Below are 12,700 nucleotides of genomic sequence, written 5' to 3'. Positions count from 1 at the left end.
TGATCCTGCTGGACAGTAGGCCGTGGTCGCCGCTCCCGTCACAGACACCGACGCCGACGCCGACGCCGAGGGGTCTGTCCACTCCGCGCTGTCGCTCGGGATCCCGCTGGTAGCAACGAGGTGCGTGCCGCCTCCCGTGCGGCGCGGGAAGGAAGCGACTCTTGACCGAGATCACCGCCCACCACGGGCTCTTCAAGGACACGAACCTGCACGTCGACGACACCGGCGGCTCCGGCCGCACCGTCGTCCTGATCCACGGCTGGCCGCTGTCCGGCGAGTCCTGGAGCAAGCAGGTCCCGGCGTTCGTCGACGCCGGACACCGCGTCGTCACCTACGACCGTCGCGGCTTCGGTCGCAGCGACAAGCCGAAGACCGGCTACGACTACGACCACCTCACCGAGGACCTGCACACGATCCTCACCGAGCTCGACCTGCGAGACGTCACCCTCGTCGGCTTCTCGATGGGCGGCGGCGAGGTCGCCCGCTACTTCTCGAAGTACGGCACCGAGCGGCTGCACAGCGTCGTCTTCGCTTCGGCCGTGCCGCCGTACCTGCTGCAGACTTCGGACAACCCGGACGGCCCGCTGCCGAAGGAGCAGGCGGCCGAGATGACCGCGGGCCTGACGAAGGACGAGGACGCGTTCTACGACCAGTTCACGACCGACTTCTTCTCGGTGGACGGCACCCTGGTCGTCTCCGAGGAGGACCGGCAGCAGGCACTCACGCTCGCGAAGCAGGCGTCGAAGACCGCCGCGCTCGAGGCGATGGCGTCCTTCGCGAACACCGACTTCCGTGACGACCTGCCGAAGGTCACCGTGCCGACGCTCGTCATCCACGGTGACGGCGACGCGACCGTGCCGTTCGACGGCTCGGGTGCCCGCACGCACGCCGCGATCGCCGGCTCCGAGCTGCACGTCGTGTCCGGCGGCCCGCACGGCGTCAACGTCAGCCACCCGGACGAGTGGAACCGCGTGGTGCTGGCGTTCCTCGCGAAGTAGCGCGGAGACAGGGCGGACGGGAGGCCCGTGGCAGACCCGCCACCCCTCCCTCGCAGGCTCGGTCGGCGCGGCCCGCGTGCCGCTGGCGCGTCACGCTGATCGGCCCGCGCCCGTCCGCCCTGTGCGCAGGTCCAGGGCCCCACTCAGGCCGCGGGAGCCACCAGACCGGCGCGCCGGCGCAGGTCGAGCGCGGCCGCGACGAGCTCGCGGGTGCGCGGGTGCGCGTCCGCGTCGAACAGCCGCTCCGCGGGGCCCACGTCGACGACACGACCGCCGTCGAAGACCGCGATGCGGTCGGCGACCCGGCGCACGACGGCGAGGTCGTGCGAGATGAACACGCAGGTCGTGCCGGTGGTGCTCTGTAAGTCGAGCACCAGGTCGAGGATCCGCGCCTGCACCGAGACGTCGAGGGCCGACGTGGGTTCGTCGCACACCACCAGCGGCACCGGTCCGGCGAACGCCCGGGCGATGGCGACGCGCTGCTTCTGCCCGCCGGACAGCTGGGCCGGCCGGCGGTCGAGGACGTCGGCGGGCAGCCCGACCCGCGCCGCGAGCTGCTCGGCGGTGCCGTCGCCGTGCAGCAGCCGGATCGCCCGTCCGAGCACCTGTCGGACCGTGCGCCGCGGGTTGAGCGAGGCGTCCGCGTTCTGGAACACGACCTGCACGGGTGGGGTGCCGGCCGGCGTCCGGTCGCCGGCGTCCAGCGCGATCGTGCCGTCGTGTCGGACCAGTCCGGCGAGTGCTCGGCCGAAGGTCGTCTTGCCGGAACCGGACTCCCCCACGACGCCCAGCACCTCACCGCGGCGCAGCTCGAGGTCGATGCCGTCGAGGGCGACGGCGCCGTCGTACTCCTTGCGGAGGCCCCTGATCGTCGCGAGCACGTCGTGCTGCGCGGTCTCGGCGGTGGTGCCCGTCGTCCCCGCCTTGCCCGCCGTTCCTGCCTTGCCCGTCGTGATGTCGGGCAGGGCGTCGACGAGCTGCTTCGTGTACGGCTCCGTGGGGTGGAGCAGCACCTGGGTCGCGGTGCCCTCCTCGACGAGCACCCCGTGGCGGAGCACCCCGACCCGTCCGCAGTGCGCCGCAACCAGCGGCAGGTTGTGGCTGATGAGCAGGGTCGCGAAGCCGATCTCGGTCCGGAGCTCGTCGATGAGCGCCATGATGCCCGCCTCGACCGTGCTGTCCAGGCCGGTCGTCGGTTCGTCGAGCACGAGCAGGCGCGGACGGGCCACCAGGGCCATCGCGATCGCGATGCGCTGCTGCTGACCGCCGGACAGCTCGTGCGGGTACCGGACCCCGATCGTCGTCGGCGAGGGCAGCCCGACCCGCGTGAACGCCTCGATCGTCGCGGTGTCCGCAGCCGCGCGGCCGGAGCCCGTGGCGCGCAGGACCTCGGCGACCTGGCGTCCGACCGTCATCGTCGGGTTGAGGGCGAGGCCGGGTTCCTGGTGGACGACCGCCACGACGTCGCGCCGGAACCGCCGGAGGCGCTCACCGCGCAGGGACGCGACGTCGACGCCGTCGACGACCAGCGCCGACGATCCGACGGCGGCGTCCGGGCCGAGCGACGCCGTCAGCGTGCCGGCGACGGTGCTCTTGCCGGAGCCGGACTCGCCCACGAGCCCGTACGAGCCACCGGGCTCGATCACGAAGGCGACGTCGTCGACCACCCGGGTGCCGCGGTACGACACGGTGAGCCCCTCGACGCGGACCAGTGCGTCGGTCGTGCCGGTGGTCCGGGGCTGCTCGCGCGTGCCGGTCTGCTCGGTCACTCGGAGACCTCCTTGAGGTTGTCGGCGATCAGGTTCGCGGACACGACGATCGACGCCACGGCGACACCCGGGAACACGACCGTCCACCACGCGGCCTGCAGGTAGGCGCGGTTCGCGTTGATGTCGAGCCCCCAGTCGGCGGCCGGTGGTTGTGAACCGAGCCCGAGGAACGACAGCGACGCGGTGATGAAGATCGCGGCACCGAGGCTCAGGACCGCCTGGATCACGAAGACCCCGATCACGTTCGGCAGCAACTCGGTGACCATCGCCCGGACGGCGCTCTCGCCCTGCAGCCGTGCGGCCTGGACGTAGGACTTGCCCATCTCGACGAGCACCGCGGCCCGGACGATCCGCGCGATGCCCGGCGCGAAGAGCACGCCGACGATGAGGACGAGCGCGGGCGTCGACACCCCGAACGCACCGACGAGCACGACCAGGAAGATCAGGCTGGGCAACGCGAGCAGCACGTCGAAGAACCGCATCAGGGCGGTGTCGACCCAGCCGCGGTGGTAGCCGGCGAGCAGGCCGAGGGTGCCGCCGACGACGGTCGCCAGCGCCGCGCCGAACGGGCCGATGACGAGCGCCGGCCGGGCCCCGGCGGCGACGCGGGCGAAGACGTCGCGGCCGAGCGAGTCGGTGCCGAACCAGTGCGCAGCGCTCGGCGCCTGCAGGAGCTCACCGGTGCGGGCGAAGGGCTGCAGGCCGAGCAGGTGCCAGCCCACGGCCAGGACGACCCACCAGAGCAGGATCGCCACGGAGACCAGGAACGTGGGACGCCGGAGGAGTCCGCGCCACCCGCGGCGGGTGACCCGTGCGGTGCCCGTGGTGGTCGACGCCGACGGCCGACCAGCGAGGGCGTCGGTCTCGACGGCGCCGGGGACGACGGCGGTCATGCGGTGGCCACCCGTTCGAAGCGGATCCGGGGATCGACCACCACGAACAGCAGGTCGGTGAGCAGGAGCGCGCCGAGCGAGAGCGCCCCGGCGAGCATCACCCCGCTCTCGAGCAGCAGGGCGTCCTTGCGCTCGGCGGCCGACACGAGCAGCGCGCCGAGGCCCGGGTAGGAGAACAGGGTCTCGACGATGACGCTGCCGCCGAGCAGGGTGCCGAGGTAGATGCCGAGCACCGAGAACGTCGGGATGAGCGCGTTGCGGACGACGTGCCGGCGGACGACCTGGCCGGTGGTCAGGCCCTTGAGCACGGCGGTGCGGTGGAACTGCGACCGGATCGTCTCGATCGTCCCCGCACGCACCATCCGGGTCAGGACGGCGAGGTACGCCAGGGCGAGCACCACGGCGGGCAGCGTGAGCACCCGGAGCCGCTCGCCGAACCCGGCGTCGAGCGCACCGGATGCCTGCACGGGCACCACCCGCAGCCAGACCGCGAAGACGAGCAGCAGCACGATCCCGACGACGAACTCCGGCACCGCCGAGATCGTCAGCAGCCCGACCGTGACGGCACGGTCGGAGCGGCGACCCTGCCGGTACGCCTGCACGGCACCGAGCGTGATCGCGACCGGCACCATGATGACGAACGCGTACGCGCCGAGCAGCAGGGAGTTGCCGAGACGACCGAGCACCAGGTCGCGGACCGGCTCGGAGTAGACGAAGCTCGTGCCCCAGTCCCCCGTGACGAACCCGCCGATCCAGTGCAGGTACCGGCTGACGAGGGACCCGTCGAGGCCGTGGTCGACGTTCCACGCGCGCACCTGCGCCGCCGTCGCGTACTGCCCGAGGGCGTTCCGGCCCGGGTCCCCCGGCACGACCTGGACGAGCCAGAACGTCAGGACGGAGACCACGACCAGGACGAGCGGGATCTGGACGACCCGTTGCCCGACCAGGGTCAGCAGACGACGGCGGCGCGCGGTGCTCATGACGCGGTGACCCCGATGCCCCGGAAGTCGAACCCGCCCGGGAAGTCCTGCCCCGACCGGAAGGTGCCCGTGACGCGCTTCTGCAGCAGGATGCTGCTCGACGCGAACGCGGGGACGATCACGGGCAGGTCGGTCCACTCGATCTCGGCGATCTGGTTCGCCAGGTCCTGCCGCTCCGACTCGTCGGTCGTCGACTCGTACCGGTCGGTCAGCTGCTCGAGCTCCGGGCTCGAGTACTTCGAGGCGTTCCAGACCGCGCCGTCGCGGTAGATCAGGTCGACGTACTGCGCGGGCAGGCGCTGCGCCCAGTTGGTGATCGTCACCGGGGCGTTCAGCCACGGGGTGTCGTCGCCGTCGGCGTAGTACTGCGCGCTCGTCAGCACCTTGAGGGTGACGTCGAACCCGCCGACCGCCTCGAGCTGCTGCTGCACCACCTGGGCGAGGGCCTTCTCGGCGTCGAGCGTCGTGATCTCGAAGGAGACCGTCCTGCCGCCGAGCAGGTCCGCGACCTCGGCCTTGTCCTGCTCGCGCTGCTCGAGTCCCTTCGGTCGGATCGCCGAACTCGGGAAGAACGTGGTGTCGTTGCCGACCTCGGCTGCGCCGCCGTAGACCGTCTTGACGATCTCCTCACGGTCGATCGCGAGGGCGAAGGCCTCACGGACCTTCGGGTCGTCGAAGGGCGCCTTGGTGACGTCGAGGAAGATGCCGTCGAACTTGTTGAAGTACGGCTCGGTCTCGGTGTAGTCCGAGGCCTGCAGCGTCGACGTCGCGGTGGGGCTGGCGGCGATCTGGTCGATCTCCCCGCTCTGGAACGCGAGCAGCTGGGCCTGGTCGTCGGCGTAGAACTTCACGTCGACCTGCTGCAGCTCCACGTCCTTCGCGTCCCAGTAGTCCGGGTTCTTCGTGAACGTGGCGCCCTGGCCGGCCGAGTACTTCGTCAGCACGAACTGTCCGGCGCCGACGGGCTGCTTGGCCCAGTTCGCGCCGGCGTCGAAGCCGGCCGGCTGGATGGTCGTGTTCGAGCCCGTGAGCAGGTACGGGAAGTCGGCGTACGGCTTGGCGAGCGTGAAGTCGATGGTCGAGGCACCGTCGGCGGCGACCGACTGCAGGATGCCGTCGAAGCTCGACTTGCCGGGCGACTGGCTGTCCTTGCCGATGATCGAGTCGAACGTCGCGACGACGTCCTTGCTCGTGAGCGCGGCACCGTCGGAGAACTGCAGGTCGTCGCGGAGCTGCACCGTCCAGGTGCGTCCGTCGGACGACGCCTTCCACGAGTCGGCCAGACGGCCCTCGAGCTTGCCCTTCGCGTCCTGGCTGAGCAGGCCCTCGGACGCCAACCCCACGATGAACATCGCGTTGTAGTCCGAGGTGGTGAGCGGGTTGATCGTGCTGTCGGGCTCCTGGAGTCCGAGCGTGTAGGTGCCGGTGTCCGAGGACGATCCGGGCGAGGCGTCGCCGCCGGACGAGCACGCGGCGAGCGTGAGGGCGAGGGCGGACGCGGTGGCCGCGAGGGCGAGGCGCTTGAGGCGACGCCGCCGCGACGTGAGGTCGACGGTCACGGATGACTCCTAGGGGTTCGGGTTGCAGGGGTGCGGTGCTGGGAGGGGTGGAGCGGTCAGCGGTGCGCGCGGTCCGGCACCCGGGGGTGTCCGAAGCGCTCGCGCAGGGTGAGGTCGTCGTACGCCGTGGCGGTCCGGCCGCGGCGCTGCAGTTCGGGCACGACGTGGTCGACGAACCGGTCGATCCCGCCGGGCAGGTACGGGAACTGCACGATGAAGCCGTCGGCGCCACCGTCGTCGGCGAGCTCCTCGAACCGGTCGGCGATCTCCGGTCCGGTGCCCGTCAGCAGGCTGCGGCGGTACGACCACGCGTAGACGTCGCGGGGCGTCGCGGGGCCGTCGGCGAGGAGCCGGTCGACCGCGGGCTTCGGCGAGCGGGTCTCGTTCGAGGTGTCGAACTCCTCGGCGTAGTCGAACGGCACGTCGACGTCGCGGCCGGACAGGTCCTGCCCGATCTGGTGCGACACGTCCTCGAGGATGAGAGCGTCCGGCGTCAGGGCGAGGATCGCGTCCGCCTCGGCTCGGGCGTCGGCGGCGGTCTCCCCCACGACCGGCATCACCGACGGCATGATCTTCACCGCGTCGGCGGAGCGGCCATGCCGGACGGCGCGGGCGCGCAGGTCGTCGACGAAGCGTTGGACGTCCGCGGTGGAGCCACCACGGGTGAACACCGCGTCGGCCGTGTCGGCGGCGAGTTCCAGCCCGGACTCGGACCCGCCGGCCTGGAACAGCAGCGGGTGGCCCTGCGGCGGCCGGGCGATGTTGAGCGGCCCGCGCACCCGGAAGAACTCGCCCTCGTGGTCGAGACGGTGCAGGCCGTCGCGGCGCGCGAAGACCCCGGACGACGGGTCGGCCACGATCGCGTCGTCGTCCCAGCTGTCCAGCAGCCCGTTCACGACGTCGACGAACTCGCGACCGCGCTCGTACCGCCGGGAGTGGTCGATGTGGGCGTCACCACCGAAGTTGCGAGCCTCTTCGTCGTAGCGGCTCGTGACGAGGTTCCACGCGGCTCGCCCACGGCTGAGGTGGTCGAGCGAGGCGAGGGTCCTGGCCACGTGGTACGGCTCGTTGTAGGTCGTCGACACGGTCGCGGCGAGGCCGATCCGCGACGTCACCTGGGACAGCGCGGCGAGCAGCGTGAACGGTTCGGGCCGCAGCGCACCGTAGTGGTCGACGCCCGACGGGTACCGGTCCCAGAAGTACAGGCCGTCGGCGAGGAAGAGCGTGTCGAAGACCCCGCGCTCGGCGGTCTGCGCGATGTGGCGGTGGTGCCGGATGCTCAGGTGCTCGGCGGGGCGCGAGGACGGGTGCCGCCACCCGGTGACGTGCGCGCCGCCCGGGTGGAAGGCGAAGGCGCCCAGCAGGATGCGGTCGCTCATGCGGACGCCTCCTGGTCGACAGCCGCGGGCGCGGGCGCGGCTGCCGAACCGTCGTACCGGCTCGCCGGTCGCGCCAGCCCGAGGTGCTCCCGCAGGGTGTCGCCGCGGTACGTGCGGTCGTACACGCCACGACGTTCGAGCTCCGGCACGACCTGGTCGACGAACCGGTCGACGCTCACCGGGATCGACGAGAACGCGAGCATGTAGCCGTCGGCGGCGTCCTGCTCGTAGCGCTCGGCCAGCCAGTCGGCGATCTGCTCGGGCGTGCCCGGCAGGAACCGACGGCGCAGGATCGTCCGGTAGACCTCGCGCAGCGTGGTGGCCTCGGCGGCGATGCGGCGGATCGACTCGTAGACGGACTTCGACTGGTTGATCGCCGTCTCGTCGAAGACGTGCTCGAACGGTGCGTCGAGCGGCCGGTCGGACAGGTCGGTCTGCAGGTAGTGGGACAGCAGGTCGAGCGAGACGCGGTCCGGTGTCAGTTCCTCGATCTCGTCGAGCTGCCGCAGCGCGTCGGCCTCGGTGTCGCCGATCACCGGCGACACCGCCGGCAGGATCAGCATCGACGACGCGTCACGTCCGTGCTCGACGGCGCGGCGCTTGTAGTCGGCGTACAGGGCCTGCGCGTCGGCGAGGTCGTCCTGCCAGAGGGTGAAGACGCCCTCGGCCTTCGCCCCGGCCAGCGCGCGGCCGGCCTCGGACGCCCCGGCCTGGAACAGCACCGGGTGGGCCTGCGGCGGCCGGGCGATGTTGAGCGGCCCGCGCACGCGGAAGAACTCGCCCTCGTGGTCGAGCACGTGCAGTCCGTCGCGCTTCGCGAAGTACCCGGACTCCTGGTCGTACAGGAACGCGTCGTCGTCCCAGCTGTCCCAGAGGCCCTGCACGACGTCGACGAACTCGGCACCCCGGCGGTAGCGGACGGCGTGGTCGAGGTTCGCGTCGCGACCGAAGTTCCAGGCCTCTTCGTCCGAGGCGCTCGTGACGAGGTTCCAGGCGGCCCGGCCCTCGCTGAGGTGGTCGATCGACGCCAGCTTCCGGGCCACGTGGTACGGCTCGTTGTAGGTGGTCGAGACGGTCGCGGCGAGCCCGATGTGCTCGGTCCGCTGCGACAGGGCACCGAGCAGGGTGAAGGGCTCGGTGCGGATGTTCACGGCGTGGTCGATGCCCGATGCGAAGCGGTCCCACACGTACAGCTCGTCGGCGATGAACAGCGTCGCGAACCCACCGCGCTCGAGCGTCTGCGCGAACCGGACGTAGTACTCGACGTCCAGGTAGGCGTTCGGTTCGCTGCCCGGCAGGCGCCAGCTCGTGACGTGCTCGCCGCCGGGGTAGAACACCATCCCGCCGAGCACCAGGCCGCCGTCGCGGGTCATGCCGTCACCGCCTCGTGGGCCAGGACGGCGCCGAGCTGCGGGGCCACCTGCTCGGCGAACAGCGCGAGGGCGTCCGTCCGTGCACCGACGTCGGAGTAGCCGTCGTCGACCTGCACGTTGAGCTGCGTCGCGTACCGGGAGTACGGCTTCGACGCGATCGACTCCGCGATGTCGTCGGCCGTGCCGTAGTGGAGGTTGAGCGACGCGGCCTTCTCGGCCAGGGTCGTCGCCGGCGGCAGGAACGACTCGCCCCACGCGTACTTCGCCTCGATGCCCGCACGCGCCTCGCGCAGCGCGGTCTCGCGGTCCGGGGCCGGGTAGATCGCCGTCGAGAGCGCGACGCGGGGAACAGCGCCGTCTGGCAGTGCGGCGTGGTAGGCGTCCGCGGTGACCTCGGCCGGCACGGTCTGCGTGGTGCCGATCAGCACTCCGTGCCCCCGACGGGCGGCGATGGCGGCGCTCTCGGCGCTGAGCGTGGCGTCCCAGATCCGGTCGAGCAGCCCGCTGCCGTCCGGGTTCAGGCGTGCGGTCCCCGTGCCGAGTGACGCACCACGCAGCGCGTCGAGCAGCCGTGCGAGCTGCTCGTCGAACGCGGCACGACGGGTGTCGTGGTCGGCCCCGACCAGACCGGGCGCGAAGACGTCGAGGGTCTCCGGGCCGCCACCGTTCGCGACGCCGAGTTCCACCCGGCCGTCGCTGATCGCGTCGAGGACGGCGGCGTCCTCGGCGACCCGGACCGGGTCCTCGTGCGGCAGCGTGACCGCGCCGAGCCCGAGGCGCAGGGTGGACGTCCGTTCGGCGAGGGCGGCGAAGAAGACGAACGGGGACGGCAGACCGCCGCGAGCCGGTGCGTCGTCGTGCCGGAAGTGGAACTGGCGGACCCAGGCCCCGTCGTACCCGAGGCGTTCCGCCGCGGTGAAGAGCTCGAGCTCCTCGCGGTAGGCCCGGGTCGCCGGCGGCGCCTCGGTGCCGTGCGAGAACACCGCGATCCGCAACGGCACCGTGGCCGCGCGGGCGGTGCGTTCGACGTGCGTCATGCAACACTCCCTCGTCAGTGGAGCGATGCAAACACGAGCGAGCGACGCGCACGAGCGTCGACGTAACGGGGCGCAGTGATTCGTCACGGAACGTAGGAGAGCGCGCACAGCGCGGAACAGGAGCATCATCGCCGCCCTTGTGCCCGGAGCAGGACCGACGTAGCTTGGCGGCAGCTGCCCCGGACCCCGGTCGCCGGAACTCCTGTGTTCCTCGAGACGATCAGGGAGTGTCACCGTGCCGCAACAATCCGTCGACGAGACGTCATCCGCGACCACCACCGAACCGAGCACCGCCACCGCTGCCGCACCGGTCCGCCTGGAGGCCTCGGCGTCCTCACCCGAACAGGCCCTCGAGCAGCTGCCGGGCCTCGTCACGGGCACCTCCTGGCAGACCCGTCCGACCACCGGGGCGTACTCGTTCCGGTACCTGGCCGTCGGTGACGGCAACGTGACGCTCCGCCGGTCGCAGATGCGCGGCTACGTCCGCGGCACCGTGGCCCCCGACGACGCGTACATCGTCGTCCTGGTGCTCGGCGGCGTCGTCACGCTCGACCTCCTCCGCGGCGGCGGGCCGGTCGACAACGGCGTGCCGGCGCTGATGCCCACCGAACGACGCGCCGTCGTCGAGGCCAGCAACCACGACGCCGTCATGGTGCACCTCACGCGCGCGTTCGTGCGGTCCGTCGCCGAGGAGCGCCACGGCCTGCCCTCCGGCGGCCTGCACCTCGACGAGCGTGCTGTCCCCGCAGCGGACGCCGTCGTGCGCTGGCGGCAGGTCCTCGAGTCCGCTCGTCGGGTCCTCGCGGCGCAGGGCGTGGCCTCGACCGCGTGGTCGGACGCCACCCGGGCCGTCGCCGTCGCCTTCCTCGCCCTGTACCCACCGAAGGCCGCCGAACCGTCGAGCGCCCTGTGGGCACCGCGGAACGCCCGGATCCGGCGAGCGGTCGACCACGTGCACGAGCACGCGGCGGAACCCATCGCCGTGTCGGACCTCGCCGCGGTGTCCGGCTTGAGCGTCCGTGCCGTGCAGGAGTCGTTCCAGCGGCTGTTCGGGATGCCGCCGTCGGCCTACGTCCGGTCCGTCCGGCTCCAGCGCGTCCGGGGCGACCTGCTGCGACTCGACACCTCGACCACCTCGGTGAGCGAGGTCGCACGTCGCTGGGGGTTCGCCCACCTCGGCAGGTTCTCGGCGGAGTACACGAGCCGCTACGGCGAGTACCCGAAGGCAACGTTGCACCGGTGACCGGTGCGCTGCCGGACCCCGTGCCCTGGGCAGGGCCGACGGGCGGACGGGAGGCGCGGGGCGGGCCCGGACCGCGCCTCCCGTCCGTCAGGTCGTCCCGTCCACCGCCCTGACGGACGTCACGCAGACGGCGTCGCGTCGAGCGCGATGACCGCGACCTGGACCACCGCGTCGTCCGGCATGTCCGGGTAGTAGTTGGCGCGCAGCTGCCGGGCGAAGTCGGCCATGTCGGTGTCGGCCGGCTGGTGCGCCGCCCGAGGGGTGAGCTCTGCCAGGCGGTGGTCGGTCACTTCGGTGACCTGGCCGGCCAACGGCGTCGCCGAGGGGTGCTCGTCGAAGACGAACACCGCGGGGCCGGTGCGGACGTCCTCCTGCCAGCGCACCGTCGTGACCTTGTCGCCGCGCTGGACGGCGTCGTGGTGCTTCTGGTGGAAGTGGATCGTCTGGGACACGGATCAAGTCTGGTCGATGTCGACCAGGTCCGCGTGCCACGCGGCGTAGGCCGTCGCACGGCGGATCCGGCGGAGCGTCAGCGGGACGATCCAGACGAGCACTGCCACCATGAGCACGAGGAACACCGGCGGCAGGATCCCGAGGTCGCCGCGGATCCACGTCGACACCATCTGGAACGCGAGCGCTGTGTAGAGCAGCCCGATGTACGCGAGCTGGAACCGCAGCGCGAGTGGGACCACCGTGGCGTACCGGACGGCGCCGACCTGCTCAGCCGGGTCGAGCGGCAGGTCCGCGCCGCGGGCCACGATCTTCGCGAAGCGACGGAGTCGACCGAGGTCGTGGCCGGCGGACGCCCGCAAGAGCCCGTTCAACGGCAGCGACTGGAGCAGGGCCGCGAACGCGGTCGCAGTGAAGACCAGCTGGCCGGCGAGGAAGGTCGCCTGGGTGAGTCCAGCGGGGTCGTCCCCGGTGAGGGCGGCCAGGACCACCACGCCGATCGTCACGACGACGATGGACACGCCGAAGGTCACCGCGATCACCACGATCGTGTGGCGGAGTTCGGCCGGTCCGAACCGGTAGCCGACCGGGTACGCCGACGGCGACGGCTCCGTGCGCCGGAACAGCGCACCGAGTGGACGCGCGATCACCAGCAGCGCCGCCGCTCCCCCGATCAGCACGACCGGCACCCAGACCGGCGCACCGGCCGAGACCGACGCGAGCACGATGACCACCGCACCCGCCACGTCCACGGCGACCACGCCCAGCAGCCACCACCGCAGGTACCGGGAGCTGTCCGTGGACGACCGGTGGTCCCAGTAGCCTGCCAACGACCCGACCACCGCAGGTCCGACGACGAACATCGGGATGCTGACGCTCACCGCGATGATCAGGACGTCCGAAACGTCGCTGAGTTCGAACACTGCCAGCAGGGTGCCCCCGAGGGTGAGCGCCGTGATCAGCACGATGAGCAGGACGTAGCTCAGGACCCGCATGGGGTGACTCCTCTTCCGGCAGGA

General features: G+C 71.8%; 11 protein-coding genes. 2 read left to right on the top strand and 9 right to left on the bottom strand.

Annotation, left to right across the window (positions count from 1 at the left end):
• Positions 1–161 precede the first annotated feature (161 nt).
• On the top strand, positions 162–998 hold the full coding sequence (locus EDF51_RS01340) for an alpha/beta hydrolase (protein WP_131878865.1): 837 nt from the start codon (positions 162–164) through the stop codon (positions 996–998).
• 143 nt (positions 999–1,141) lie between these two features.
• On the opposite strand, the gene EDF51_RS01335 is transcribed toward EDF51_RS01340, so the two are convergent.
• From EDF51_RS01335 to EDF51_RS01305, 7 genes are read right to left on the bottom strand one after another with little or no spacing between them, the layout of a single operon-like run.
• Entirely contained in the window at positions 1,142–2,767 is a 1,626-nt protein-coding gene (locus EDF51_RS01335; protein ID WP_165932332.1) for an ABC transporter ATP-binding protein, read from the bottom strand.
• Complete coding sequence (locus EDF51_RS01330; RefSeq protein ID WP_123938233.1) at positions 2,764–3,660, bottom strand: ABC transporter permease; 897 nt, start codon at positions 3,658–3,660, stop codon at positions 2,764–2,766. The genes EDF51_RS01335 and EDF51_RS01330 overlap by 4 nt, the downstream gene beginning before the upstream one ends.
• A complete protein-coding gene (locus EDF51_RS01325) occupies positions 3,657–4,640 on the bottom strand; it encodes an ABC transporter permease (protein WP_131878869.1) in 984 nt (327 codons plus the stop codon). Before EDF51_RS01325 ends, EDF51_RS01330 begins: the two co-directional genes overlap by 4 nt.
• Positions 4,637–6,199 carry an ABC transporter substrate-binding protein gene (locus EDF51_RS01320; protein ID WP_131878871.1) on the bottom strand — a complete coding sequence of 521 codons (1,563 nt, stop codon included), beginning with the start codon at positions 6,197–6,199 and terminating at the stop codon, positions 4,637–4,639. Before EDF51_RS01320 ends, EDF51_RS01325 begins: the two co-directional genes overlap by 4 nt.
• A 56-nt stretch (positions 6,200–6,255) precedes the next feature.
• A complete protein-coding gene (locus EDF51_RS01315; protein ID WP_134193611.1) occupies positions 6,256–7,578 on the bottom strand; it encodes an NtaA/DmoA family FMN-dependent monooxygenase in 1,323 nt (440 codons plus the stop codon).
• Complete coding sequence (locus EDF51_RS01310; RefSeq protein ID WP_131878873.1) at positions 7,575–8,951, bottom strand: LLM class flavin-dependent oxidoreductase; 1,377 nt, start codon at positions 8,949–8,951, stop codon at positions 7,575–7,577. Before EDF51_RS01310 ends, EDF51_RS01315 begins: the two co-directional genes overlap by 4 nt.
• Positions 8,948–9,988: an LLM class flavin-dependent oxidoreductase gene (locus tag EDF51_RS01305; protein WP_159573002.1), complete on the bottom strand. Its 1,041-nt coding sequence runs from the start codon at positions 9,986–9,988 to the stop codon at positions 8,948–8,950. The genes EDF51_RS01310 and EDF51_RS01305 overlap by 4 nt, the downstream gene beginning before the upstream one ends.
• Positions 9,989–10,223: 235 nt before the next feature.
• Here EDF51_RS01305 and EDF51_RS01300 point away from each other — a divergent pair, with 235 nt between their 5' ends.
• Positions 10,224–11,231, top strand: a complete 1,008-nt coding sequence (locus EDF51_RS01300) for a helix-turn-helix transcriptional regulator (RefSeq protein ID WP_134193609.1) — start codon at positions 10,224–10,226, stop codon at positions 11,229–11,231.
• A gap of 119 nt (positions 11,232–11,350) precedes the next feature.
• On the opposite strand, the gene EDF51_RS01295 is transcribed toward EDF51_RS01300, so the two are convergent.
• Both EDF51_RS01295 and EDF51_RS01290 read right to left on the bottom strand, forming a co-directional pair.
• Positions 11,351–11,683 carry an ASCH domain-containing protein gene (locus tag EDF51_RS01295; RefSeq protein WP_134193607.1) on the bottom strand — a complete coding sequence of 111 codons (333 nt, stop codon included), beginning with the start codon at positions 11,681–11,683 and terminating at the stop codon, positions 11,351–11,353.
• Positions 11,684–11,686: 3 nt separating this feature from the next.
• Positions 11,687–12,676, bottom strand: a complete 990-nt coding sequence (locus EDF51_RS01290; RefSeq protein WP_134193605.1) for a hypothetical protein — start codon at positions 12,674–12,676, stop codon at positions 11,687–11,689.
• Positions 12,677–12,700: the final 24 nt, after the last annotated feature.

The sequence above is a fragment of the Curtobacterium sp. PhB25 genome, assembly GCF_004365375.1.
GTDB lineage: Bacteria > Actinomycetota > Actinomycetes > Actinomycetales > Microbacteriaceae > Curtobacterium.
Note: the sequence above shows the minus strand (reverse complement) of the source record. Positions and strands in the feature narration are given on the sequence as shown.

Excerpts from the sequence above, each read along its gene's own strand:
- EDF51_RS01330 (WP_123938233.1), bottom strand. The coding sequence starts at position 3,660 with ATGACCGCCGTCGTCCCCGGCGCCGTCGAGACCGACGCCCTCGCTGGT.
- EDF51_RS01325 (WP_131878869.1), bottom strand. The coding sequence starts at position 4,640 with ATGAGCACCGCGCGCCGCCGTCGTCTGCTGACCCTGGTCGGGCAACGG.
- EDF51_RS01315 (WP_134193611.1), bottom strand. The coding sequence starts at position 7,578 with ATGAGCGACCGCATCCTGCTGGGCGCCTTCGCCTTCCACCCGGGCGGC.
- EDF51_RS01310 (WP_131878873.1), bottom strand. The coding sequence starts at position 8,951 with ATGACCCGCGACGGCGGCCTGGTGCTCGGCGGGATGGTGTTCTACCCC.
- EDF51_RS01305 (WP_159573002.1), bottom strand. The coding sequence starts at position 9,988 with ATGACGCACGTCGAACGCACCGCCCGCGCGGCCACGGTGCCGTTGCGG.
- EDF51_RS01290 (WP_134193605.1), bottom strand. The coding sequence starts at position 12,676 with ATGCGGGTCCTGAGCTACGTCCTGCTCATCGTGCTGATCACGGCGCTC.